The organism is Thermanaerovibrio acidaminovorans DSM 6589 (assembly GCF_000024905.1).
Lineage (GTDB): Bacteria > Synergistota > Synergistia > Synergistales > Synergistaceae > Thermanaerovibrio > Thermanaerovibrio acidaminovorans.
In genome coordinates this window covers 635,028-659,130 of record NC_013522.1, presented here as the reverse complement: position 1 = coordinate 659,130, position 24,103 = coordinate 635,028, and the positions used below count along the sequence as shown (strand labels likewise).

At 64.5% G+C, this 24,103-nt stretch carries 24 protein-coding genes and 1 tRNA gene; 4 read left to right on the top strand and 21 right to left on the bottom strand.

The genetic code is table 11. The features are described 5' to 3' along the window. Positions 1 to 49: 49 nt before the first annotated feature. From dnaJ to hrcA, 4 genes are read right to left on the bottom strand one after another with little or no spacing between them, the layout of a single operon-like run. Positions 50 to 1,198, bottom strand: coding sequence for a molecular chaperone DnaJ (dnaJ, locus tag TACI_RS03130; protein ID WP_164925123.1), 1,149 nt, complete (start codon positions 1,196 to 1,198; stop codon positions 50 to 52). A 15-nt stretch (positions 1,199 to 1,213) separates the two neighbouring features. Then, a complete protein-coding gene (gene dnaK, locus TACI_RS03125; protein WP_012869374.1) occupies positions 1,214 to 3,016 on the bottom strand; it encodes a molecular chaperone DnaK in 1,803 nt (600 codons plus the stop codon). A gap of 58 nt (positions 3,017 to 3,074) precedes the next feature. Further along, positions 3,075 to 3,644, bottom strand: a complete 570-nt coding sequence (locus TACI_RS03120; protein ID WP_012869373.1) for a nucleotide exchange factor GrpE — start codon at positions 3,642 to 3,644, stop codon at positions 3,075 to 3,077. Positions 3,645 to 3,647: 3 nt separating this feature from the next. After that, on the bottom strand, positions 3,648 to 4,661 hold the full coding sequence (gene hrcA / locus TACI_RS03115; RefSeq protein WP_012869372.1) for a heat-inducible transcriptional repressor HrcA: 1,014 nt from the start codon (positions 4,659 to 4,661) through the stop codon (positions 3,648 to 3,650). Positions 4,662 to 4,877: 216 nt separating this feature from the next. Between hrcA and folP the strand changes: the two genes are divergently transcribed. Further along, positions 4,878 to 6,071 (top strand): dihydropteroate synthase, encoded by a 1,194-nt coding sequence (gene folP, locus TACI_RS03110; RefSeq protein ID WP_012869371.1) that lies wholly within the window; start codon positions 4,878 to 4,880, stop codon positions 6,069 to 6,071. Then, positions 6,068 to 6,565 carry a 2-amino-4-hydroxy-6-hydroxymethyldihydropteridine diphosphokinase gene (folK, locus tag TACI_RS03105; RefSeq protein WP_012869370.1) on the top strand — a complete coding sequence of 166 codons (498 nt, stop codon included), beginning with the start codon at positions 6,068 to 6,070 and terminating at the stop codon, positions 6,563 to 6,565. Before folP ends, folK begins: the two co-directional genes overlap by 4 nt. Before the next feature lie 104 nt (positions 6,566 to 6,669). On the opposite strand, the gene TACI_RS03100 is transcribed toward folK, so the two are convergent. The 12 genes from TACI_RS03100 to TACI_RS03045 form a co-directional block, all read right to left on the bottom strand. Continuing rightward, positions 6,670 to 7,023 carry a hypothetical protein gene (locus tag TACI_RS03100; RefSeq protein ID WP_423218558.1) on the bottom strand — a complete coding sequence of 118 codons (354 nt, stop codon included), beginning with the start codon at positions 7,021 to 7,023 and terminating at the stop codon, positions 6,670 to 6,672. Between the two features lie 17 nt (positions 7,024 to 7,040). Then, positions 7,041 to 7,496 (bottom strand): peroxiredoxin, encoded by a 456-nt coding sequence (locus TACI_RS03095; protein ID WP_012869368.1) that lies wholly within the window; start codon positions 7,494 to 7,496, stop codon positions 7,041 to 7,043. Between the two features lie 77 nt (positions 7,497 to 7,573). Next, a complete protein-coding gene (locus tag TACI_RS03090) occupies positions 7,574 to 8,431 on the bottom strand; it encodes a thiamine pyrophosphate-dependent enzyme (protein WP_012869367.1) in 858 nt (285 codons plus the stop codon). 1 nt (position 8,432) lies between these two features. Beyond that, positions 8,433 to 10,172, bottom strand: a complete 1,740-nt coding sequence (locus tag TACI_RS03085) for a 2-oxoacid:acceptor oxidoreductase subunit alpha (RefSeq protein ID WP_012869366.1) — start codon at positions 10,170 to 10,172, stop codon at positions 8,433 to 8,435. Between the two features lie 115 nt (positions 10,173 to 10,287). Next, on the bottom strand, positions 10,288 to 11,907 hold the full coding sequence (locus TACI_RS03080; RefSeq protein WP_012869365.1) for a carbon starvation CstA family protein: 1,620 nt from the start codon (positions 11,905 to 11,907) through the stop codon (positions 10,288 to 10,290). A 57-nt stretch (positions 11,908 to 11,964) separates the two neighbouring features. After that, positions 11,965 to 12,381, bottom strand: coding sequence for a hypothetical protein (locus TACI_RS03075; RefSeq protein ID WP_423218562.1), 417 nt, complete (start codon positions 12,379 to 12,381; stop codon positions 11,965 to 11,967). A gap of 64 nt (positions 12,382 to 12,445) precedes the next feature. Continuing rightward, positions 12,446 to 12,640: a heavy-metal-associated domain-containing protein gene (locus tag TACI_RS03070; RefSeq protein WP_012869363.1), complete on the bottom strand. Its 195-nt coding sequence runs from the start codon at positions 12,638 to 12,640 to the stop codon at positions 12,446 to 12,448. Positions 12,641 to 12,657: 17 nt separating this feature from the next. Further along, positions 12,658 to 14,823, bottom strand: a complete 2,166-nt coding sequence (locus TACI_RS03065) for a heavy metal translocating P-type ATPase (protein ID WP_164925122.1) — start codon at positions 14,821 to 14,823, stop codon at positions 12,658 to 12,660. Between the two features lie 23 nt (positions 14,824 to 14,846). Then, a complete protein-coding gene (locus TACI_RS03060; protein WP_012869361.1) occupies positions 14,847 to 15,320 on the bottom strand; it encodes a type II secretion system protein in 474 nt (157 codons plus the stop codon). A gap of 12 nt (positions 15,321 to 15,332) precedes the next feature. Next, complete coding sequence (locus TACI_RS03055; RefSeq protein ID WP_012869360.1) at positions 15,333 to 15,740, bottom strand: acyl-CoA thioesterase; 408 nt, start codon at positions 15,738 to 15,740, stop codon at positions 15,333 to 15,335. Further along, entirely contained in the window at positions 15,740 to 16,150 is a 411-nt protein-coding gene (locus tag TACI_RS03050) for a CoA-binding protein (protein WP_012869359.1), read from the bottom strand. The genes TACI_RS03055 and TACI_RS03050 overlap by 1 nt, the downstream gene beginning before the upstream one ends. Before the next feature lie 63 nt (positions 16,151 to 16,213). Continuing rightward, entirely contained in the window at positions 16,214 to 16,564 is a 351-nt protein-coding gene (locus tag TACI_RS03045) for a hypothetical protein (RefSeq protein ID WP_242601145.1), read from the bottom strand. Between the two features lie 64 nt (positions 16,565 to 16,628). Between TACI_RS03045 and TACI_RS03040 the strand changes: the two genes are divergently transcribed. After that, positions 16,629 to 16,715 (top strand) — tRNA-Ser (locus TACI_RS03040). 7 nt (positions 16,716 to 16,722) lie between these two features. Here TACI_RS03040 and TACI_RS03035 read toward each other — a convergent pair. Beyond that, on the bottom strand, positions 16,723 to 17,022 hold the full coding sequence (locus TACI_RS03035) for a hypothetical protein (protein ID WP_012869357.1): 300 nt from the start codon (positions 17,020 to 17,022) through the stop codon (positions 16,723 to 16,725). Between the two features lie 114 nt (positions 17,023 to 17,136). Continuing rightward, complete coding sequence (locus tag TACI_RS03030) at positions 17,137 to 19,164, bottom strand: urocanate hydratase (RefSeq protein WP_012869356.1); 2,028 nt, start codon at positions 19,162 to 19,164, stop codon at positions 17,137 to 17,139. A 196-nt stretch (positions 19,165 to 19,360) separates the two neighbouring features. On the opposite strand from TACI_RS03030, the gene typA reads away from it, so the two are divergent. Continuing rightward, entirely contained in the window at positions 19,361 to 21,214 is a 1,854-nt protein-coding gene (gene typA, locus TACI_RS03025) for a translational GTPase TypA (protein ID WP_164925120.1), read from the top strand. Positions 21,215 to 21,219: 5 nt separating this feature from the next. Here typA and TACI_RS03020 read toward each other — a convergent pair whose 3' ends face one another. From TACI_RS03020 to TACI_RS09410, 3 genes are read right to left on the bottom strand one after another with little or no spacing between them, the layout of a single operon-like run. Continuing rightward, positions 21,220 to 22,275, bottom strand: a complete 1,056-nt coding sequence (locus tag TACI_RS03020) for a glycosyl hydrolase (RefSeq protein ID WP_242601144.1) — start codon at positions 22,273 to 22,275, stop codon at positions 21,220 to 21,222. A 26-nt stretch (positions 22,276 to 22,301) separates the two neighbouring features. Further along, complete coding sequence (locus tag TACI_RS03015; protein WP_012869353.1) at positions 22,302 to 22,919, bottom strand: DedA family protein; 618 nt, start codon at positions 22,917 to 22,919, stop codon at positions 22,302 to 22,304. 2 nt (positions 22,920 to 22,921) lie between these two features. Then, entirely contained in the window at positions 22,922 to 24,100 is a 1,179-nt protein-coding gene (locus TACI_RS09410) for an alanyl-tRNA editing protein (protein WP_012869352.1), read from the bottom strand. Positions 24,101 to 24,103: the final 3 nt, after the last annotated feature.

Genomic DNA, 24,103 nt, shown 5'->3' with positions numbered 1-24,103 from the left:
CGAAAGTCCAAAAGGGGGAAGCGCCAAGAGCACTTCCCCCGCGGAGATCCTACCCCCCGAAAAAGCCCTTCAGCTTGTCTAGTATACCCTCTTCCTGCCTCACCTTGACGTTCATCTCCTGAGCCAGGGCCTGAAGAAGGGCCCGCTGTCGCTCGGTCAGGTTCTTGGGGACCTCCACCCGGACCTGGACCACCAGGTCGCCCCGGCCGCCGTTCATCCGGGGCATGCCCCTCCCCTTGATCCTCAGCACCGAGCCCGGCTGGGTCCCCGGAGGGACCTCCACCCTCTCCTCCCCTTCCAGGGTCTTTATGGGCACCTCTGTCCCCAGGGCCGCCTGGGGGAACGCTAAGGTTATCCGGGTGTACAGGTCCGCCCCGTTCCTCTCCAGGGATCCGTGGGGCATGACCTCCACCACCAGGAACAGATCCCCGTTGGGCCCCCCGTTCAGGCCCGCCTCGCCCTCACCGGGTATCCTCAGCCTGGTGCCGGTCTCGACCCCCCGGGGTATCCGGACCTCCACCTTGTGGGGCACCCTAACACGCCCCTGGCCCTTGCACTGCCGGCAAGGAGATTTTATGACCCTTCCGCGGCCGGAGCAACGGGGGCAGGTGTTCACCTGGACGAACTGGCCGAAGGGGGTCCTCATGGCCTGCTCCACCTGCCCCCGACCGCCGCAGGTGGGACACGTCTCGGGCTCGCTCCCGGGCTCCGCCCCGGAGCCGCCGCACCTTTCACAGGTCTCCCAGCGGGGTATGGTGAGCTCTTTAACGGCCCCCCGAAAGACCTCCTCAAGGGTGACCTGGATCACCGTCTCCACGTCGGCACCCCTGCGGGGGGCGGTGGAACCCCGGCCAGGGCGCCCACCCATTCCCCCGAAGAAGCTATCAAAAAGATCGCCGAAGAGGTCCCCGAACGGATCCCCACCGAACCCGCCGAAGCCCTCGAAGGGGTTGCCCCCCGGAGGGGCGTCCCCCACGTACCCGAACTGGTCGTACTGAGACCGCTTGGCGGGATCGCTCAAGACCTCGTAAGCCTCGTTGATCTCCTTGAACTTGGCCTCCGCATCCTTGTCGTCCGGGTTGGCGTCCGGATGGTACTTCCGGGCCAGCTTGCGGTAGGCCTTCTTTATCTCCTCCGACGTGGCCTCCCGGGAGACTCCCAGTATCTCATAATAGTCCTTGCGTCCCGGAGCAGCCACTGCCAAGGTCCCCCCTTACGCCCTTCCGGCGTCCTTGAAGTCCGCGTCCACCGAACCGCCCTGGGAGGACGGATCCTGGGCGCCCTGCTGCCCCTGGGAGTATATCTTCTGGGAGATCCCGTGAAGGGCCTTGGTGAGCTCCTCGATGCCACCCCTTATGGCGGCGGCATCCTCCTTGGCGGTCAGCTCCCGGAGTTGCCTTATCTTCTCCTCTATGGGGGCCCTCTCCTCGGGGGTCAGCTTGTCCCCCAGGTCCTTCAGGGTCTTCTCGGTGTTGTAGACGAAGCTCTCCGCCTCGTTGCGGGCCTCCGCCAGCTCCTTCTTCCGCCGGTCCTCCTCCTCGTGCTGCTCCGCCTCCCTACGCAGGCGCTCGATCTCCGCCTCAGAGAGCCTGGAGGACTGGATGGTTATGTGCTGGGCCTTGCCGGTCCCCTTGTCCTTGGCGGTTACGTTCACTATGCCGTTGGCGTCCACCTCGAAGGTGACCTCGATCTGAGGGACCCCACGGGGTGCGGGGGGGATCCCATCCAGGATGAACCTACCCAGCTCAACGTTGTCGTTCGCCATGGGACGCTCCCCCTGGAGAACCCTTATCTCCACCTGGGGCTGGTTATCCGCCGCGGTGGTGAACACCTGGGACTTGGAGCAGGGGATGGCGGTGTTCCGCTCGATTATCTTGGTGAACACCCCTCCCAGGGTCTCGAGACCCAGCGACAGGGGGGTGACGTCCACCAAGACTATGCCGCTCTTCTCACCGCTCAAAACCGCCCCCTGGATGGCGGCACCAACCGCCACGCACTCGTCCGGGTTGATCCCCTTGGTGGGCTCCTTGCCCAGGAGCTCCTTCACCTTCCGCTGCACCATTGGCATCCGGGTGGAGCCCCCCACCAGGAGCACCTTGTCTATCTGGGAGGCGGTTAGACCCGCATCCTCCAGGGCCCTCTTGGTGGGGGCCACGGTCCTCTCCAGCAGGTCCTGGGTCATGTCCTCGAACTTGGCCCGGGTGAGGGTAAGCTCCAGGTGCTTGGGACCGTTCTGATCCGCGGTTATGAAGGGTAGCGATATGGTGGTCTCCGTCATGGAGGACAGCTCTATCTTGGCCTTCTCCGCCGCCTCCCGGAGACGCTGGAAGGCCATCTTGTCGTTCCTCAAGTCTATGCCCTCCGCCTTGCGGAACTCGTCGATCATCCAGTCCACGATCCGCATGTCCCAGTCGTCGCCGCCCAGATGGTTGTCCCCCGACGTGGCCATCACTTCGAACACCCCGTCACCCACGTCCAGGATGGACACGTCGAAGGTTCCGCCCCCAAGGTCGAACACCAGGATCTTGTGGTCCCCCTCCTTGTTTACCCCGTAGGCGAGACACGCGGCGGTTGGCTCGTTGATGACCCTAAGCACCTCGAGCCCCGCTATGGTGCCCGCGTCCTTGGTGGCCTGACGCTGGGCATCGGTGAAGTAGGCGGGGCAGGTTATGACCGCCTGGGTCACCGGCTCACCAAGGTAGTCCTCCGCGTCCTTCTTCAGCTTCTGAAGGATCATGGCGGAGATCTCCTGGGGAGTGTAGGACTTGCCGTCGATGTTGACCTTGTAGTCGGTCCCCATCTTCCTCTTGATGGAGATTATGGTCCGATCCGCGTTGACTATGGCCTGCCGCTTGGCCAGCTGGCCCACCAGCCTCTCCCCATCCTTGGTGAAGGCCACCACCGACGGGGTGGTCCTGTTGCCCTCCGCGTTGGGGATGACCGTTATGTTGTCACCCTCCTTGACCGCCACACAGCTGTTGGTGGTCCCCAAGTCTATTCCTATAACCTTTCCCATGGATTCACACCCTCTTTCGAATTTTTAGCTTTTAGTATATAGAGAAACAGATGGATCGCTAATCCTTGAGTTTGGCCACCCTGACCAGGGCGGGCCTTATCACCTTGCCGCCCAGCAGGTAGCCCCTCTGCAGCTCCGCCACGATGAGCCCCTCCCTATCCGGGTCCTGGGTCTCCTCGAAGTCCACCGCATGGTGCACCGCCGGGTCGAACCTGCCCTCCACGGATATGCACTCAAGCCCCAGGGACTCCAGGGCGGACAGGAACTGGCGGGTCACCATCTGGACCCCCTTGAATATGGGGTCCTCCTGGTCCCTACAGGACGACAAGGTCCTCTCCAGGTTGTCCAGAACCGGGAGAAGAGCCATCACCGCCGACTCGGCGGAACGCTTCCTGTCCAGCTCCCGGTCCCTCTCCACACGGCGAACGTAGTTGGCGAAGTCCGCCTTGTTCCTCTGGGCCTCCCCCATCAGGTCGTCGTAGCTGGCCCTGAGCCTCTCGAGCTCCTCCTCCACCCGCTTCAGGTCCCTATCCCTACCACGAATCATCTCCACCAACTCCACCTTGGCGAGCCCCGCCAGGTCCTGATCCTCCAGTGGCTCCACCCCAGATACGTGCTCCCTGTCCATGATCTAATCCTCCACATCCTCCATGGCCTTTGCCACGTTTTCAAGCAAGGCTATGACCCTCTCGTAATCCATCCTCTTGGGCCCCAATATGCCCACTATCGCCTTGGCTCCCCCCCTGGGGCTGGAGGCCAACACCAGCGAGCACTCCTCGAGACCGGGCCTCTGGGCCTCCTCGCCTATCACCACGCTGACCCCGTTACCCAGGGAGTGGCGAGCCACCAGATCCGCCAGCTCCTCCTCCTGCTCCAGCAGGGAGAAGAAGGCCTTGAGACGGCTAAGGTCCTGGAAGTCCGGCAGGTTGAGCATCTGACTGACCCGACCGGTGAAGACCTTGACCGGGCTGGAGCCCAACATCTCCCCCAGGGTGGCTATGGCCAGCCTGCACGCCTCGGAGAACCGGGAGAGCTCACCCATCAGGTACCCCTCCAGGGCGCTCTTTACCTCCCCCCAAGGCCTGCCGGAGGCCACCAAGTTCAGCCTCCTGGAGAGCTCCTCCAGCTCGTCGGAGGAGAGCTCCCAAGGGACGGTGATCACCTTCTGGTGCACCAGACCACCTTCCAGGACCACCACCAGCAACACGTTCCTGGTGTCCACCTTGAAGAAGCCAACGCTCCTCACCACCACGTCCTTCAGGGGGGCTATGGCGCCTATCCCCACGTAGTGGGTTAGCCTGCCGAGCAGGTCGCTGGCCTCGTCCAGGAAGCCCTCAAGATCCCGCCTCTTGCGGATCAAGGTCTCCGCCAGGGGGATACCGACCCCGGAGGAGTGCCTCTGGCGTTGCAATACCGAGTCCACGTAGAGCCGGTACGCCCGGGTGGTGGGGATCCTCCCCGCGGAGGTATGGGGCTGGGCAAGGAAACCCATCCCCTCCAGGTCCGCCATCTCGTTCCTTATGGTGGCGGGGCTGCGGGAGCTCAGATATCGCTTGGAGACCGTCCTGGAACCCACGCTCTCGCCGCTCCGTATGTACTCGTAGACCACCGAAAGGACTATCTCAAGCTGCCGCTCGGTAAGCACCGTCTCCACCTCCGGAACGTTGGCACTCTACTGGCGAGACTGCTAACACCACCACACGGCATTAAAATTACCCCCTAGTCGGCCAATTGTCAAGACAGGTCAAAAAAAATTGCCCCCCGGGTAATGTACAATTTATCGGACCCGCCGGCGGGATGGGTCCCATAACGCCTGTAAAGCCACGGGGTGAAGCTTTATATGATTCCACAAAAACTGGATATGTGGGACCCTAGGGAGCTACAGCACAGGGTCAAAGAGGTTGGAGCGGACCTGAGGAGCGTCCCCTACTTCATGAGGAAGAGGGGGGTGCTGTGCCTCCGCCTGGGCCCGGTGGACTTCCGGGCCGCCAACGCGCTGAAACAGGAGCTCCTGGCGCGGGGCGGGGACGCGGTGGTCCACGGGGGCGCCATAGCCGGCACGGTGTACAGGACCCGGGTCATACTGATGGGCACCCCGGGGCAACTTCGTAGCCTGCAGGAAAAGCTGGCCCACATGCCCTACTTCGGCCTAGAGGAGGTCCGAAGCGGCCTGAAAGCCGCCCTGGACAACCTCGATATTTCCAACTGGGAGGTGCCCCTCCCCGGGGGCCGGGTCCTCTCCCTGGGGAGGATCACCAAGGTTATGGGGATAATAAACCTCACCCCGGACTCCTTCTTCCCCGGCAGCCGCCACCAGGGGCCCGATGGGGCCCTGGAGACGGCGGAGAGGATGCTGAGCCAGGGGGCCCACGTGCTGGACCTGGGGGCGGAGTCCACCCGGCCCGGCTCGGACCCGGTGAGCCCAGAGGAGGAGCTGACCCGTATGTTGCCCCCCCTCAGGGCCATAAGGCGGGAGTTCCCGGAGGCGGTAATATCGGTGGACACCTACCGAAGCGCCACCGCCCGGGCCTGCGCCGCCGAGGGGGCGGACATGGTGAACGACATCTCCGGCCTATCCTTCGACCCAGAGATGGCCAGGACCGTGGCGGATAGCGGGTGTGCCCTGGTGCTCATGCACATAAAGGGGCGCCCCAAGGACATGCAACAGAACCCCACCTACCGGGACCTGCTGGGGGAGATATCCGATTTCTTCGAGCACCAAATGGACCTGGCGGAGAGAGGGGGCATCCCCAGGGACCGGATCATCCTGGACCCGGGGATAGGCTTCGGCAAGACCTACCAGCATAACCTGGAGATCCTGCGGCAGCTGGAGGCCTTCTCCACCCACGGCAGGCCCATCCTGATAGGGGCCTCCAGGAAGAGCACCGTTGGGATCGCCACGGACTCCAAGGACCCGGAGGACCGGCTGGAGGGGACCCTGGCCATAACCTCCCTGTGTGCAATGAGGGGGATTGCGCTGGTCAGGGTGCACGACGTGGAGGAGAACGTCAAGACCATAAAGATGATAGAAGCCGTAAAGGAGGCAGGGCTATGACTGAGGTGACGCTGGCCCTTGGGGCCAACCTGGGGGACCGGCTATGGGCCCTACGAACCGCGGTGGAGCACCTCACCGCCCAGGGATGGAGGGTGCTCCGGGCCAGCCCGGTCTTTGAGACCCCACCCTTCGGATACGAGGACCAGCCCCCGTTCCTGAACGCCTGCGTGACCATGGAGTGCCCCACCGATGACCCCCAGGAGATGCTCAAAACGGTCAAGGAGGTGGAGGCCAAGATGGGGCGGATGGAGAGGTTCAGGAACGGCCCAAGGGAGATCGACATAGACATCCTATTCTCCGGGTCCACCGTCTACCATGGGCAGGACCTGGACGTGCCCCACCGGGGGATCCCCCAAAGGGCCTTCGTCCTGGTGCCCCTGTCCCACATAGAGCCCAACTGGGTCCACCCGGAGACCGGGGAGTCGGTGATGGGGATGCTGGAGAAGGTGGACACCCGTGGGATATTCAACATAACCAACCTGCTGATCGGCTGATCGACCAAAGGGGATGGGTCCCATCGGCCCAGGGGAAGCACCGGGCAGAAAAGGATCCGGGGCGGGGGATCACCCCCGCCCCGGATCCTGCCCCTAGGTGGGGCTCACTGGACCTTGAGCGTGCCGCTGGCGCTGCCCATGATGGAACAGACCGCGGTCACCTTGATCTCCGATCCCTTGGGGATGGAACCTATCTGAAACTGGTCAACCTCCTTGGAACCGTCCCCCTGGGACTTGTACTCCCGCTGCTCCACCAGCTTGCCCCCGATGAAGACCGATATCCGGCTCACGTAATGCTTGGCCGGGTCAGACACCTGATGCCTGGCCGTCACGGTGAGCACCGACCCGTCGTAGTCAAGGAGCACCTCCGCCGGCGGGTGCGCCATGGCCCCCTGGAAGGACCCCAGCAGGAACCCCATGGCCAAAAGGATCGCAAGCAACTTCCTCAAAGGGAACACCCCCTCTCGAGGATAGTTTACAACAGGTTCAGCACCTCCTCAAAGTCCGGGAGGGTCTTTAGCTCGTAGACCTTGACCCACTGGACCCGGCCCTCCTCGTCCACCAGCACGTTGGCCCGGCCGGAGAACCCGTGCTTCTCGATGAAGAGTCCCAGCGAGTCCGCCACCGCCCCGTGGGGCCAGAAGTCCGACAACAGCTTCAAGCTCCTTATCCCCATGGAGTCCGCCCAGGCCTTCTTGGATGGTATCGGGTCCACGCTGAGCCCCAGGGGCTCCACCCCCTTGGCGACGAACCGGTCGTAGAGGTCGTCCAGGGCCTTCATCTGGTCCCTGCATATGGGGGTCCAAGCCAGGGGATGGAAGGACAACAGCACCTTCTTACCCCTAAGGGAGGACAGGGTCACATCGTTCCCGTCCTGGTCCTTGAGGGTGAAGTCCCTAACCTGATCGCCCACCTTGATCTGCTCCGTCATGATGATCTCCTCCTATGTGTATGGTTTTAATATGATTTAACCGAACCGCACCTCTCCCGCAAAACGGATGCCTGGGTTCACCGGTATCGCTCCAGGAAGGAGTCCACCTCCTCAACGGATCGGGATCTCCTGTAAAGGGGCGTCTGGTCCCCGTCGGCGTAGGGGGCCAGGTTCCGGTGGAAGGGAACCCCCTTGTTCCTGTAGATGACCCCCACCGGGTAAGGGGGACCCGACAGGGCCAGCCTCATGGCCGCCTCTCGATCGTGGGGATCGTGGTCCTCCCCTACGGGCACCGTGTTCTCCTTGAACCACTGGTAGGTGTTTATCTTGTTGAAGGAGACGCAGGGCTGGAATATGTCCACCAGGGCATACCCCTCCCAGTTGATGGCCTCCTGCAACACCCGGACCATCATCTCCTTGTCGGCGCAGAAGACCCGGGCCACGAAGGAGGCCCCCAGGGCCACCGCCACCGACAGGGGGTTGAAGGGCTCCGAGGAGACCCCGTCCACCTGCACCGGGGTCACCATGCCCCTTGGACTGGTTGGGGACGCCTGCCCCTTGGTCAGACCGTATACCATGTTGTTGTGCACCATGTGCAGGATGTCCGGGTTCCTCCTCACCGCGTGGATAAAGTGGTTCCCCCCCTCGCCGTACATGTCCCCGTCCCCTCCAACGCATATGACCTTGAGGGATGGATTGGCCGCCTGGATGGCGGTGGCCACCGGGATGGCCCTGCCGTGGAGGCCGTTGAAGAAGTGGCTCCTGAAGTAGTGGGGGAGCTTTGCCGCCTGGCCTATGCCGGAGACCACCACCACATCCTTGGGGGCCAACCCCAGCCCCGCCACCGCGGATTTGAGGCAGTCCAGGATGGGGAAGTTCCCGCAACCGGGGCACCAGGAGTTATCCCCCGGCACGTCGAAGACCCTGGGATCCATTCTAAGCACCCCCCTCAAAGTCCATCTCCCGAAGGGCCGCCACCGCGTCCTCTACGGGCATCTGAAGGCCCGAGAAGTGGTTGATCCTCCCGTGGGAGCATATGCCGTGGATCCTGAGTAGCGCATCCAACTGTCCGGTGGCGTTGCCCTCCAGGACCACCACCCGCCGATCCCGGATCAGATCCCTCAAGGCCTTAAGGGGCAGGGGCCAAACCTGGGGAAGGTGGACCTGGCAGAACCGGCCCTCAAGCTCCGGGCTGGATATGGCCTCCCGGACTATCTCCTTGGTGGAGCCCCAACCAACCACCACGAAGGGGGCGTCCGAGGGGCCGTTGAAGACCGGGGGCATGACCCGGGCCCTCAAGACCTCCTCCTTGGCGAGCCGCTTCCTGGTCATCCTGACCCGGAGTTGGAAGTCCTCCTTCATGTGCCCCCACTCGTCGTGCTCGTGGCTGTCCACACATACGAGCCCCTCCCCCAGGCCCGGTACGCCCCGGGGGGATATCCCATCGGGGGTGATCCGGTACCTTCCGTAGTCGGAGGAGGTCTCCACCACCCAATTGGTGGAGATGTGCCCCACCGAGAAAGGGTCCAGGTCATGGGAGCTGTCCAGCAGGTACTGGTCGGTGAGGACGAAGGCGGGCACCTGGCACTGATCCGCCACCTCGAAGGCGGCCCGGGTGCAGTGAAAGGCCTCCTCCACGTCCCCGGGGGTAAATATGGCCCGGGGGAATTCCCCATGCCCCGCGTAGAGGGCCAGGTTGAGGTCCGCCTGCTCGGTCCTGGTGGCCATTCCGGTGGCGGGACCAGGCCTCTGGCCTATGTGGACCACCATGGGGACCTCGGAGACGCCGCAGAGGCTAACCGCCTCGCACATGAGGGCGAACCCACCTCCGGAGGTGGTGGCCATGGCCCTGGCGCCGGCGTACCAGGCCCCAAGCACCATGTTGGCGGCGGCGATCTCGTCCTCCGCCTGCTCCACCGCCACCCGGAAGGCCCTGGCGTGCTGGGCCATCAGGTGCAGGACCCCGCTCCCGGGGGACATGGGGTAGGCGGTCACGAAGTCGCATCCCCCCGCTATGGCCCCCATGAAGACCCCGTCGTTGCCGGACATGAGGAGCCGCCCCGAGAGGGATGAACGGGGCACCAGGTTGACCACGATTCCCTCCGAGGACTTAAGCCCCAGGGCCCCATGGAACCCCTCCTGGGCGGCCTTCAGGTTGCCGCTCAAGACCTTCTCCCCCTTGGCGGCGAAACGGCCCCTGACCTCCCTCTCCAGGAGTTCCCACTGGACACCCACCAGGGCCCCCATCAGCCCCAGCACCACCGAACTGGCCAGGGCAGGACCGCCGGAGGACCGGGCCATGGAGAGGATCGGGAAGGGAACGAACCGGCCACCCAGGCCCTCCGCCTCACCCCCCATCTCCTCCGGGTCGGCGATCACCAGGGTATCCTTGGAGATCCTCCGGATCACGTTGTCCCGAAGGCCCCGGTTCAGGCAGATCAAGAGGTCGATCCGGTCCACCAGGGCCCTGACCGGGAGCTCCGACAGGCGAAGCTGGGAGGAGTTGCTGCCCCCCCTAACCCGGGACATGAACTCCTTTGTGGCAAACACGTGAAGCCCCATCCGCTTGAACATGGCGGCCCCCAGGGTCTCCACCGTCTGGAGCCCCTGCCCGGCGGCTCCGCATATGACGATCGATAGGTCCCCGCCGGGCGAGGAAGGAAGCACGGTCCCCACTGTCACCCCTCCAATCTATAACTATTTTAGTTTAACTCCTCCTCCCCGCAAGTCAAGCCCCGCCGACGAGAGAGGGAAAAAGGCCCGGGAAACTCCCCGGGCCCTTGGGACCGACTCAGCTGGCCCTCTTCAGGGCGTCGAAAGCCTCCTTGACCATCATGATGGCCAGGATGAGCAGAAGAACCGACGGGACCACCAGCACGTAGTTGGGGGTGGCCAGCATCAGGTTGTCCTTGATCATCAGGACCAGGGCCCCAACGGTGGTGAGCAACATGAACCACATGGGGGCCATGAGGAACCGGTTGTCCTTCTTGAGCCCCTTGGCCACCCACACGGCGATGGAGAGCAACGCCAGGGCGGCCACCATCTGGTTGGAGGCGCCGAAGACGGGCCAGATGGCCGCCCAGGCGGGGACCTCCTTGCCGTCCGCCCCGTGGATCTTTACCAGCAGGAGCGCCAGGGCGCCTATGACGGTTATAACCGTGGCGGTGTACTTGTCCACCCTGTTGTTGGTGAGCTCCTGGATCTGGTACCGGGTGAGCCTGGTGGCGGTGTCAAGGGACGTGAGGATGAACGAGTTTATGGCCAGCAGACCCAGGGACATGCCCACCTTGGGATCTATCCCCAGAAGGCCAGCGAACTTGCCGAACCCCTTGGCGTAGGTTACCACCGGCCCTCCCTGGTCCACGCCGCCGCTTATCATCACGGTGCCTATGGCTATGACCGCCACCACCCCCTCCAGCAGCATGGAACCGTAGCCAACCGCCACTGCGTCGGTCTCCCTGCGAAGCTGCTTGGAGGTGGTGCCGCTGCCCACCAGGGAGTGGAAACCCGAGATGGCCCCGCAGGCCACCACCACGAACAGCATGGGCCACATGTACTGGCTTCCGGCGGTGAAGCCCTTGAAGGCAGGCAGGGTCACCTGGAAGTCCGCCCCCCGGCCCAGGACCATCCCGATGGTCCCTATTATCACCGAGAAGTAGAGGAAGTAGGAGGCCAGGTAGTCCCTGGGCTGAAGCAGAAGCCAGACGGGAAGGACCGAAGCGAAGAATATGTAGGCCGCCAGGACCCAGCGCCAGGTATCGCTCGAGAGGGTGAAGACCCGGGAGACCCAGGGGGCGCTGTTGCCGTACCAGCAGGCGTAGATGACCAGGGGGACCATCACCACCGTGGCCCAGAGGATGGATATGCGATAGCGGTAAACCAGCACGCCGAACACCATGGCCAGGCCTATGTACAGCATGCCCGAGAAGGCCACCGCCGGGTCCGCCGCGAAGGAGTTGGCCGCAAGCTGCAGGAACACCGCCACCACCAGGACCAGCGCCAGAATGGTGAAGCACAGGAACAGGGTCTTCCCCCTGTGGCCTATCCAGCGGTCCACCACCTCCCCCACCGACTTGCCCTCGTGCCTCATGGAGGAGACCAGGGCGCCGAAGTCGTGGGGGCCCCCGAAGAATGCGGATCCCACCAGACACCACAGGTAGGCGGGAAGCCAGCCGAACATGGAGGCGGCGGTTATGGGTCCCACTATGGGCCCCGCCCCGGCTATGGAGGAGAAGTGGTGCCCCAGGAGGACCGACGGATGGGCGGGACAGTAGTCGAACCCATCGCAGATCTCCACCGCCGGGGTGTTCCTGGTGTCGTCCAGGCCATATATCCTGGCCATCTTGAACCCGTAGACCCTGTAACAGACGGCGAACAACGCTATGGCCGCCAACAGAAGACCGAACAGCATGATAACACCTCCCAAATATGCTAACTCAAACCCAGCCGCCTAGATTCAATCGCCACGTCAAACCCGGCCATCACCTCCCCCCTTTGGCCCCTCAAGGGAGGCCTCCGCCAGGACGACAAGGTCCTCGAACCCCCTGGGGGGCCTCATGCCGGGGCCCATTACGCAGACCTCCGCGAAACCCCTGAAACCGAAAAGGAACGACCGGACCCGGCGCCGGCCGTCCCCGCCACTCCTGGTCCATATAAGGAACCTCTGGGTCATCACGTCCTCCAGGGGAGACGATCCGGCCAGTATCCGGTCCGCCAGCGAGACGTCCACCGTCCCCCAGATCAGGTGATCCAGCGCGTGGTACCGGCAGACCTCTCCAAGCAACGCGTCCTTGACGAAGGTGACCTGCCTAAAAGCCCCACGGACGCCGAACCCCTCCCAGGGCTCAAAGCCAAGCTCACGCAGCCTGGACGGCAAGGCATCCACCGAGATCAAATCCCCACCCCCGAAACCAAATGCAAATTTAATTTAAATTGCAAAAAAGGGGGGCTCAGGCCACCCGGCTTGGGTAGCCCGCCCCCTCCAAGGCCTCCACGGCCCTCTCCACATCCCCCTCGCTGGCCAAGGAGACCGACTTGGAGCTCAAGTCCAAGGTGAAGCCCTGGATTCCCGCGGACTTGAGCGCATCGGTTATCCTCCTCACGCAATGCTCACAGGACATGTCATCCACCTTCAAGGTAATCATGGCGATCCGATCCCCTCCTAACGCCTCGCCCTTATCCTGAGCGAATTGATTATAACCGTTATGGAGCTACACAGCATGGCCAGCTCCGCCAGCATGGGGTGCATAAGCCCCACCATGGCCATGGGGATGAACAGGACGTTGTATATGAAGGCCCCCGCCAGGTTCTGGGCTATGATCCTGGTTAGGGATCTGGATACGTCCACCGCCCCCACCACCCCGTAGAGGCCTCCCCGGACCAGCACCAGGTCCGCGCTCTCGATGGCCAAGTCCAGGCCGGACCCCATGGCAATGCCCACATTGGCCCCCTTGAGGGAGGCGGCGTCGTTTATCCCGTCCCCCACCATGGCCACCCTCATCCCCTGGGACTGAAGGCGGTTGACCAGCTGAAGCTTGTCCTGGGGCCTCATCCGGAACGACCAGTCCTGGAGCCCCAGCTCCGCCGCCACCCGAGAGGCCACCTCCTGGGAGTCCCCGGTGGCCATCATGGGCCTTATCCCTCTGGAAACCAGCTCTTCTATCACCCGCTTGGCGTCCTCCCGAAGGGGATCCCGAAGGGCCAGGGCCCCCACCACCTCCCGATCCCTCCTGACCTCCACCACCGTGAGCCCCTCCCGGGACCAACTGTCCCACCGATCCCCATCGGGGCGCCCCACGAACCAGCGGACCCCGTCCACGGTTCCCACCACTCCCCTCCCGGGCTCCTCCGCCTGGTCCTCCACCGGGACCTGCTGGACCCCCAGATCGGTCAGGAACGCGCATACCCCCTTGGCTATGGGGTGGGACGACCGGGCCTCCAGGGAGAGGACCGCCGAGAGAGCCCAAGGGGGCAACGAGTGATCCACAACCCTGGGGCGGCCGTGGGTCACCGTGCCGGTCTTGTCGAAGACCACCACGTCCACCTTGCCGAGCTCCTGAAAGGCCTCCCCGTCCCGGATAAGAACTCCCAGGCTGGACGCCTCCCCGGTGGCCACCGCCAGGGCCATGGGAGTGGCGAGCCCCAGGGCGCAGGGACAGGCGATGACCAGGGTGGCCATGGCAGCGTAGAGCCATGGCCAGGGGACCTGACCGCCACCTAGACCCACAAGTCCCGCCACCCGGGTCCTCAGACCGTCCATGATGGGGAACCCTAAGTGCCAGGCCAGGGCGGAGACCAGGGCCAACAGCAGGACCCCGGGGACGAAGTACATGGTCACCCGGTCCGCCAGGGCCTGGATCGGGGTCCTGGCCCCCTGGGACTCCCTCACCATCCGGACCATTTGGGAAACGAAGGAGTCATCCCCCACCCGCTGGGCCTCCATCAGGAGCACCCCGTTGAGGTTCACGGACCCGCTGGTCAGCTGGTCCCCGGGCCGCTTGTGCACCGCCTTGGACTCACCGGTTATGAAGGACTCGTCCAGGGCGGACTCCCCCTCAAGCACCACCCCATCGGCGGGGACTCGCTCCCCGGGCAGGAGCCTAACCAGATCCCCCTCCCTCAGCATCTCCTCCGGCAGGATCTCCTCCACCCCATCCCGGACGACCCGGGCGGTCCGGGCCTTCAGGTTCAGAAGCCCCTTCACCTTCTTGGATGCCCGGTCCCTCAGGTGGGACTCGATGAACCGCCCCAGCAGGTGAAGGGCCACCATCATGGTGCCCACCGGCAGGAACGACGGCACCTCCGGGGCTAGAAGGTTAACCAGGCCAGTGATCCAACCCGCGGCGGCACCAAGCCCTATGAGCACGTCCATGTTGGCGTGAAGGTGGGACACCGCTATGTAGGCCCCCCGGAAGATCCCCCGACCCCCAAGGAACACCGCCCCGAAGCCGAGGACCACCTCCAGCCACCGGGGGATAAGGCCCCCGCCGTGCAGGACCATGTGATGGACCATGTTTATCCAAACCGGAAGGGACAGCCCGAGGGATGCCGCAAGGTCCCGGATCACCCGCCGGTACCGGCCCTCCTCCACGTCCGGGGCCTGATCGAAGGGCACCATGGGGTAGCCCGCAGACTCCGCCGCCTTGAGCAAGACCCCCTCGGGCACATCATCGGAGGAGATGACCAGCGCGGTCTCGGTGGCCAGATCGACGGAGGCAAAGATCACTCCCTCCACCCTGGAAAGGGACCTCTGCAGCATCCTGGCACAGGTGGCACAGGTCATCCCGGAGACTCGATAGGTGCGTCTAACTCCCTCCTGCAAATTCATCCTCCTCTATCTCTATATTTTCCCTAGAAAACCGTCAGGTTAACCGCCCCCAAGGGGGTTATCACGATCCTGCCCACCGGAAGACGGCTGGACCTATCCTTGTAGAACCAAAGCGTTAGCCCCGGGGAGAAGGTATGCCAACGGGGCTGATAGGTCACCCAGTTGGTGGCCAGGTTGGCCTTGAAGTAGACCCTCCCGGCGGAGTTGAACCTCTCCCACCGGTTGTCATCCAGCCAGAAGATCTCCAGCCTGTCCACGTTGGATGAGACGGACACCTGGAACTGAAACGCCCGCGACTCCGCCCGGGCCCTGACTATCATCCCCCGGAGCCACTGGACCGCCTCATGGGCGGCCTTGACGCACCGCTGATCCTCGGTGCCCTCCGGCGAACCCCCGGCGAAGCCAAGGGCCAGGGAGCCCATAAGGGCACCCAGGATCGCCAGGGCCACCAGGAGCTCCACCAGCGAGTAGCCCCTTCGCCCTACGAAAACACCCAACTTCTCCCCATGTCAGGCCCCCCTCTCTACCAGCCAGGCATGGAAGGGGTTCTCCCCCTTGAAGAGCCGCCCCGACGGATCGCATATCCCGTGCCGGGTCATCCCCTCCGCCACCAAGGCCCCCTGACAGGTGACCCGATACCGGAAGGACACGGTGTGAAAGGACAGGGACTCCAACCGGCACTCCACGGTGATCTCGTCATCGTACCTGACGGGCCTCTTGTACCGGCACCGGGCCTCCACCGCGGGGAGCAACACCCCCCGCTCCTCCCACTGCCGGTAGGTGACCCCCAGGGACTCACAGAAGGCGGTCCGGGCCACCTCGAACCAGACCAGGTAGTTAGCGTGGTAGGCCATCCCCATCTGGTCCGTCTCGCTGTACCTCACCCGGAGGGTCACGCTGGAGCTGGGCCTCTCCATCATCGCCCCCCCAAGGACATGTGCACCGCCATGACACACCCGGGGAATACCTTGAAACCCATCTCCTCCAGGGACAGCTGGGCCTCCGGGTTCTCCGCCCCGGGCTGGAAGAACAAGTGGGGCCGGTAGGGCAAACCCTTAAGGTCCTCCAGCACCTGGGCCTGGTTGGCGGGGGACAGGAACAGGGTCACCAGGTCCACCTCCACGGGGAGCTCCCGCAGGGACCCAAGGCACACGTCCCCGTTGACCTCCTGTCCCGCCAACGAGGGGTTCACCGGGTGGACCTCGAAGCCGTTGGCCTTCAGATACCGATGCACCCGGTTTGACATCCTATCTTCCTTCATAGAGGCCCCTACCAGGGCCACCCTCTTAGATACCCTGACCGCATCCTCCATCTCCGAGTGGGACACGCAACACACCCCCTGTTGGAAATCCTCATGCCACGTCCGACAGCGCCGGGGAACCAATCTAAATCAGTTGCAGGTTGAGCACCCCTCGTCCAGAAGCATAACCCTTACCCCCGAGGGTATCAATGGAGACGACAGGGTGAGGTTCACCACCCCGGTCCCCTTGGGTTTGATCCAGGCCCCATTGGGCCTTCCCCAAACGCTCCCCAGTTGCCCCCCCAGGGGGTCCAGCAGCACCACCGCCACCCGGGGGGACGGTATCCTGGATACGCCCGGGTTGAGAAGCTTGATCACCGCCCTGCCGGATCGGGAGGAGGGGTCGTAGCTCCAGCTTACATGGGTTATGATCGCCTTGGGGGACTTATCGGCCCCCAGGGACGGGGAGGCGGCGAGCAGGATCAACAGAAGGATAAGCACCCGCAGGGGACCTACCCTCCGGGTGCCAACCCCAGGCCTTTGTGCTAAAATCTCGGTTGCGTGCGGAGGGCTGGCCGAGCGGTCTAAGGCGGCTGACTTGAAATCAGTTGTGGCACTGCCACCGCGGGTTCGAATCCTGCGCCCTCCGCCAGAAATGGTCACGCCAGCCACTGCCTGAACTGCCCCTTTCCGTACCCGTACTCCCGGAACATAAGGTCCGTCTCCCGGTAGCTCCGGCGGGCCACCAGGTACGTGAGGGTCACCGGAATGTCCCCCTCCCAGCCTTCCAACACCCGGTACTGGTAGACCACGTCCATGTCCCGGACCCCCCGGACCATAACCCGGTCGGGCCAGGCGGGGGACACGGACACATCGTCCCACCGGGACCGCCCGTAGAGGTAGGACACCTCACCGGGCACGGGGAAACCAGACCTCTCCACGGCTCCGAATATCCTCACGGCGGATCCCCCCTTCCGCGCCTCATCACGTTCTTATGATATCAGAACCGGGGCACAAGCGGTCCTGCAAACGAAAAAAGGGGGCGTAAAGCCCCCCTGCAGATGTCCTAAGGCCTAACCCTTGAGAGCCCGGTGGACCAGCTCCTCCACCAGCCCCTCCCGAGGCACGTAGGGGAGGGTTATGTGGTCCCGTCCATCGGACTTCAGGTTGTACTCCATGGAAACCTCCATGGCGTTCCGGTTTCTGGCCCAGGCCCGGCGGGCCACCCCGCCCATCACGTCCCAGGAAAGGGCGGACCTTATTATCTCGTCCACCCGGCGGGACCCATCCAGCACCAGGCCGAATCCGCCGTTTATGGACTTGCCTATGCCCACTCCGCCGCCGTTGTGAAGGGCGATCAGGCTCATGCCCCTGGCGGCGTTGCCGGCGAAGCAGTGGGTGGCCATCTCCGCCATCATGTTGCTGCCGTCCTTTATGTTGGCGGTCTCCCGGAAGGGGCTGTCAGTGCCGGACACGTCGTGATGGTCCCTGCCCAGCATTATGGGGCCCACCTGCCCCTTGCGGACCATCTCGTTGAACCTCAGGGCTATCCTGACCCGGCCCTCCGCGTCCTGGTAGAGGATCCTGGCCTGGGTGCCCACCACCAGGCGGTTCTTCTCCGCGTCCCGGATCCACACCCAGTTGTCCCGGTCCTGGCCCCGCCGGTTGGGGTCGATGCACTCCATGGCGGCCCGGTCGGTCTTCCTGAGGTCCTCGGGGTCACCGGAGAGGCACACCCAGCGGAAGGGACCGTAGCCGTAGTCGAACAGCATGGGGCCCATTATGTCCTCCACGTAGGAGGGGAAGATGAACCCGTCCTTGTCGTCCACCCCGTTCTTAGAGACCTCCCGGACCCCCGCATCAAACACCGCCTTGAGGAAGGAGTTGCCGTAGTCGAAGAAGTAGGCCCCCCGGTCGGTCAGGGTCTTGATCAGCTCGAAGTGCTTCCTCAGGCTCCGGTCCACCAGCTCGCAGAACCGGGTCCTGTCCTCCTTGAGGAGCTTGGTCCTCTCATCGAAGGTGAGCCCCTGGGGACAGTAGCCCCCCTCGTAGACCGCATGGCACGAGGTCTGGTCGGACAGTAGCTCCACCTTTACGTTCCTGTCCACGCAGTACTGGAGCAGGTCCACTATGTTGCCGTGGTAGGCAATGGACAGGGGCTCCCGCTTGGAGAGGGCCTCGTTGGCCCAGCGGAACACCTCGTCCAGGTCGGAGGAGCACTTGCTGACCCAGCCCTGGTCGAGCCGGGTCTTTATCCTGCTGAAGTCAACCTCGGCGATTATGCCCACCGCGCCGGCTATCTCCGCCGCCTTGGGCTGGGCGCCGCTCATGCCCCCCAGGCCGGAGGATATGAATAGGTGTCCCCTCAGATCCTCGTGGTCCTTTATGCCCAACTTCAGCCGGCCCGCGTTGAGGATGGTGTTGAAGGTGCCGTGCACTATCCCCTGGGGACCTATGTACATCCACCCACCGGCGGTCATCTGGCCGTAGTTGGCCACCCCCAGCTGGGTGGCCAGGTGGAAATCCGCGGGGTTATCGTAGAGGCCCACCATGAGCCCGTTGGTGATTATCACCCGGGGCGCCTCAGGGTGGGACTTGAAGAGCCCCAGGGGGTGCCCCGACTGGATCACCAGGGTCTGGTCCTGGGTCATCACCTGGAGGTACTTCATTATCAGCCGGTACTGCATCCAGTTCTGACACACCTGGCCGGTCTCCCCGTAGGTGACCAGCTCGTAGGGGTAGAGGGCCACGTCGAAGTCCAGGTTGTTGTCGATCATCACCTGGAAGGCCTTGCCCTCCAGGCAGCGGCCCTGATACTGGTCTATGGGCCTGCCCCATATGCGCCCCTTGGGCCTGAAGCGGTAGCCGTATATCCTGCCCCGGGTCATCAGCTCGTTAAGGAACTCCGGGGCGAGCTTCTCGTGGTACTCCTCGGGCACGTACCTGAGGGCGTTCTTCAGCGCCACCACCGTCTGAGCCTCGGTTAGGGTGAAGCCCCTGTCGGGGGCCCTTCGGATCCCGGGCTCGAAGGGGGGTATCTCCTCCGGAACCTCATCAAGCCTCACGGTCATGGCCCGCCGGATATCCTCGTTAGATATCATATGCATCTCCTCCTCCCGGAAGTTGTGAGTGCGCACGGGGCACCTGCGGTTCGAATTCTAAACCCTCCAACGATTGACGTCAAATATGCGTCTAAAAATCGACAAAAGACTCCCTAAGGGGTCCAATCGGGGGACTTTTGTGGTATTCTAATTTTTTGCGGCCCAACGCCGCATACCAAGGAAGGAAGGTATGAAAATGAAGTCCCACGAGAAGATACGGAACGTGGCCATAATAGCCCACATAGACCACGGAAAGACCACCCTCATAGACTCCATCTTCAGGGCCGCCAAGACCTTCCGGGAGAACGCCAGGCTCTCGGAGAGGATAATGGACAGCCACGACCTGGAGAGGGAGCGGGGCATCACCATCAAGGCCAAACACTGCACCGTCCGCTGGGGAGACTACAAGATAAACATCGTGGACACCCCGGGACACGCGGACTTCTCCGGAGAGGTGGAGCGGGTCCTCTCCCTGGTGGACTCGGCGCTCCTCCTGGTGGACGCGGTGGAGGGCCCCATGCCCCAGACCCGGTACGTGCTCTCCAGGGCCCTCAAGATGGGCCTGAGGCCCATCGTGATCGTCAACAAGGTGGACAGACCCCATGGGGACCCGGAGGGGGCCCTCAACAGGACCTTCGACCTCTTCGTGGAACTGGGGGCCACGGACGAGCAGTGCGACTTCCCCATCCTCTACGGCTCGGGGCTCAACGGATGGGTCACCAGGGACCTAGCCACCCAGGGGGAGGGCATGGAGGACCTCTTCAAGACCATCGTGGACTTCGTCCCTCCCCCCAAGGTGGATCCCGAGGGACCCCTCCTCATGCAGGTCTGCACCCTGGCCTGGAGCGACTACCTGGGCCAGATCGGCTGCGGAAAGATCCTCAGCGGCACCATGAGGAGGTCCCAGGACCTAAGACAGGTCCGGGTGGCCTGGACCGACCGGAGGGCCAACCGGTTTGAGCCCGTCTGGACCGGGGACTGCCGCTGCGAGCACCTGTTCGTCACCGACGGGCTGGACCGGGTGGAGGTGGAGGAGGCCCAGGCGGGGGACATCGTCTGGTTCTCCGGCCCGGACGAGATAGCCCTGGGGGACACCTTCACCGCCGCCGGATCCGACGTGGCCCCCATGCCCCCCCTGGACGTGGAGGAGCCCACGGTATCCATGTTCTTCCTGGTCAACAACGGCCCCCTCTCGGGAAGGGAGGGGCAGGCGGTCACCCTGAGGCAGCTGAAGGCCCGGCTGGAGAGGGAGAGCAGGACCGACGTGGCCCTTAAGGTGGAGGACCTGGGGCGCCACGACGGGGTCAAGGTGTCCGGCCGGGGGGAGCTACACCTGGCGATCCTCATCGAGGAGATGAGGCGGGAGGGGATGGAGTTCTGCGTATCCCGCCCGGAGGTCATAACCTCCATGGACCCCGAGGGCCACACCCTGGAGCCTCTGGAGGAGCTGGTAATAGACGTGCCGGAGGAGTTCCAGGGGGCGGTGATCCAGAAGCTCTCCCTCCGCAAGGGGGAGCTGGTCTCGGTCTCCAACCCTGGGCTTGGCTCCGTCAGGCTGGAGTTCAGGATCCCCACCCGGGGACTCATAGGCTACCGGGGGGAGTTCCTCACGGACACCAAGGGTCTGGGCACCATGTCCAGCCGGGTCATCGGCCAGACCCCCTGGGCGGGGGAGATCTCCGGAAGGACCAGGGGATCCATGGTGAGCGTGGACGACGGGCAGGCCACGTCGTACGCGCTGGAGAACCTCCAGGTCCGGGGCACCCTCTTCATCTCCCCGGGGGACATGGTCTACTGCGGAATGGTGGTGGGGGAACACTCCAGGGGCAACGACCTGCCCTGCAACCCCGCCAAGAGGAAGCAGCTCACCAACCACCGGTCCGCCACCAAGGACGCCACGGTGATCCTGGACGCCCCGCGGCCCCTCACCGTGGAGGGGGCCCTGGAGTGGATCGCCGAGGACGAGCTGGTGGAGATAACCCCCCAGTCCATCCGGGTTAGGAAGGCTATTCTGGACCCCAACGAGCGCAAGAAGGCCTCGAAATCCTGAGGCCCCTAAAACGACCCTCTCGGGACGAAGACCGGCTCCGGCGCGAAGAGGTCCGTCAGGGCCCATCTCCGGTAGACCTGGGCGGAGTGGGGGGAGGACCTGAGGTCCAGCCAGGAGGGGGTCCCATCGGGCCGCATCGCCTTGTCCCACCAGGCGACCCCCTTGAGCCCCCTCCCCTCCCACCGGGCGAAGGCGGCGAAGGCCTCCTCCACCCACCGGGGCTTGTCCACCCCGGGTCCATCCGCCACGTTCCACTCCAGCACCGCCAGGGGCTTCCCCCCCTTGGAGACCTCCAGTAGCCGGGGCACCGCCCGGCTCAGGAGCTCCTCCATGGAGCGGACCGGGTTGACCCCCAGCCGCCCGTAGAGGCTGACCCCAACCCAGTCAACCCACACGTCCCCCGGGTAGTAGTGGACCGCCTGGTTCCAGGGCAGGTCCGGTCCGGGCCGCTCCGCCAGGTGCAACACCCAGGTGACGTCCACCGCCCCGTTGGCCCTGAAGACCTCCACGAACCGGCGAAACGCGTCCCGGAACCTCTCGGGCCCGTCGGGGACCTTGGGGTCCCCGTAAAGATCGCAGCGGCTCCCGCCGTTGAAGCGCCCGGACCAGGGAAACCACCCCCCGTCCGCCTCGGGGCCGAAGGAGATCATTATGGGGAACCCCAACTCCCGCGCCGCCCTGGCCGCCCGGGCCAGCTGAGGGTCGTAGAGGCCCCTGGCTATGGCGTCCAGGGTCACCTTCGGCTCCCTCCGGTTCTGCACCCGGGTGCTCCAGGGCATGACGCCTACGAAGGGGATCATCCGGTTGGCGTGGATCAGCCGGCAGATCTCGGATGGGAAGGGGCTATCCCCGTCCCAGTTCCAGCTCACGTACATCCAGACGGGCCTGCGGCCCGTGTCCTCCAGGAACCGGTCTATGGCCTCCTGGGTCAGCTGGTCATCGTAGGGACCCGACGTGGGATGCCCCCCAAGGTAGATCCCCACCTTAGGGGGGGCCAGAACCAGCCCCTCCCGGCCCCAACAGGGGGAGGAGAGCAGGACCGCCAGGAGGGCCAGGGCCAACCCCCGATACCCGGCAAGGGGCCCCATCAACCCCCGTCCCGGGACGACCGGCCCACCCGGTAGGCGTAGGCGCAAAGCACCAACGCCACCAGCCCCATGAGGGCGAAGGAGGCCTTCCCCACGAACCGGTGCACCATGTCCGCGTTGCTTCCGAACCAGTAGCCCGCCAGGGCCAACACGGTGACCCATATCCCGGCCCCCAGGGCGGTGTAGACCGAGAACCAGATGAGGGACATCCTGGCCACCCCGGCGGGGAGGGATATGTACTGCCGGACCACCGGCACCAGCCGGCCGGTGAAGGTCCCCACGTGGCCGTGCCTGTCGAAGAACCGCTCCGCCTTGTCAAGCGCCGATGGGGTCACCCCGAAGTACCTGCCGTACCGCTCGAAGAAGGGGCGCCCGAACCGGACCGCTATCCAGTAGTTGAACCAGGCCCCCAGGAGGCTACCCAGCGTTCCGGCCCCTATCACGAGCCCCAGGTTCATCTCCCCCTTGCTGGCCAGGTAGCCCGCGGGGGGTACCACCACCTCGCTGGGGAAGGGGAAGAAGGAGGACTCCAGGAACATGAGCCCCACCACCCCAAGGTACCCCATCCTTCCCACGGTGCTCACCAGGAAGTCCACCAACCAATGCAGAATGCCCAAGTTCAAACCCCCTCCAGCATCGAATCGATCCACTCATCCAGGGGGCACTCCTCCGCCACCCCGCTCACCATCTGGGGCGATCCGCCCCCCTTGAGGCCCCTGGGCCTCATCCGCTTAAGCCAGGCGGACAGGTCCACCGGACATCCGGCCCCCCGGCAGGCCACGAACCGGAGGCCCTGCTCGGCGGGGACCACCCCAACCCCCAGGGAGGACGGGTCCGACTCCACCCGCCGCCGGACCGCGAAGTTCATCATCTCCGCCGGCACCATCCCCAGGGGCCTCAGATCCAATAGGTGGAACCGATGCCCCCCCCGGACCCTCTCCTCGAAGGGAAGGCACAGGTGGTCCCTCAGCCTGTCCAACAGCTTGGCCTTGGCCTTGGCGTCCTCGAAGGCCCCCCAGTAGACCCTCTCGATGTCCTCCGGGGGACAGCCTATCTCCCGGGACATCCGGCGGACCATGCGGCTCCATTCCATCATGAGCTGGGTCCTCACGGGATCCACCGTGTATCGAACCTCCCACCGGGGGCTGGATCCCTTGAAGCCCAGCACCATGACGCCCCCTATCTGGCCGGTGCGCTCCACATGGACCCCGCAGCAGGCCACCCGGTCGTAGCCGCCCAGGCTGACCACCCTTATGATCTCCGGCGGATCCAGCTGAAGTCGCTCCCAGTTGGCCTTGAGGTCCGGATCCTCCGCCGCCCGATACCCGGTCAGCTCCTCCACCGTCACCGGCAGGTCCTCCCCCACCACCCGGTTGGCCTCCTCCTCCGCGACCCACAGCAGGTCCCAGGTGAGGTCCCCCTGGAAGTCGAGGGTTATCAGCCCCTCCCGCTCGCCGATGTTGACCTTGAAGACCCGAAGCCCCGGCCGGTTCCTCTCCAGGGCCCTGGAGAGGGCGTGCTCCCCGGAGTGCATCCGGGCCACCCAGTCCCTCCACTGGAGGTCCACCTGGGCCTCCACCGTCTCCCCGAGGGCCATATCCCCGCCGATGATCCTTCCGGTCAGGACCTCCCGGCCATCCCTAACTCGGCAGTCCTGGACCTCCACCTGCACACCGGGGGACACTAGCATGCCCCTTCCACCGGGCTGCCCCCCGCCGGCCAGGTGGAAGGGGTTCTCGTCCAGGCACAGATCCACCCGATCCCCCTTCAGCCTCTCAAACCAAGTTACCCTTGGCATCCG

Bases quoted from the DNA above. Each gene is read 5' to 3' on its own strand.
- dnaK (WP_012869374.1), bottom strand. From the start codon at position 3,016: ATGGGAAAGGTTATAGGAATAGACTTGGGGACCACCAACAGCTGTGTG.
- TACI_RS03120 (WP_012869373.1), bottom strand. From the start codon at position 3,644: ATGGACAGGGAGCACGTATCTGGGGTGGAGCCACTGGAGGATCAGGAC.
- folP (WP_012869371.1), top strand. From the start codon at position 4,878: ATGTGGGACCCTAGGGAGCTACAGCACAGGGTCAAAGAGGTTGGAGCG.
- folK (WP_012869370.1), top strand. From the start codon at position 6,068: ATGACTGAGGTGACGCTGGCCCTTGGGGCCAACCTGGGGGACCGGCTA.
- TACI_RS03095 (WP_012869368.1), bottom strand. From the start codon at position 7,496: ATGACGGAGCAGATCAAGGTGGGCGATCAGGTTAGGGACTTCACCCTC.
- TACI_RS03090 (WP_012869367.1), bottom strand. From the start codon at position 8,431: ATGGATCCCAGGGTCTTCGACGTGCCGGGGGATAACTCCTGGTGCCCC.
- TACI_RS03080 (WP_012869365.1), bottom strand. From the start codon at position 11,907: ATGCTGTTCGGTCTTCTGTTGGCGGCCATAGCGTTGTTCGCCGTCTGT.
- TACI_RS03070 (WP_012869363.1), bottom strand. From the start codon at position 12,640: ATGATTACCTTGAAGGTGGATGACATGTCCTGTGAGCATTGCGTGAGG.
- TACI_RS03065 (WP_164925122.1), bottom strand. From the start codon at position 14,823: ATGAATTTGCAGGAGGGAGTTAGACGCACCTATCGAGTCTCCGGGATG.
- TACI_RS03055 (WP_012869360.1), bottom strand. From the start codon at position 15,740: ATGGAGAGGCCCAGCTCCAGCGTGACCCTCCGGGTGAGGTACAGCGAG.
- TACI_RS03030 (WP_012869356.1), bottom strand. From the start codon at position 19,164: ATGATATCTAACGAGGATATCCGGCGGGCCATGACCGTGAGGCTTGAT.
- typA (WP_164925120.1), top strand. From the start codon at position 19,361: ATGAAGTCCCACGAGAAGATACGGAACGTGGCCATAATAGCCCACATA.
- TACI_RS09410 (WP_012869352.1), bottom strand. From the start codon at position 24,100: ATGCCAAGGGTAACTTGGTTTGAGAGGCTGAAGGGGGATCGGGTGGAT.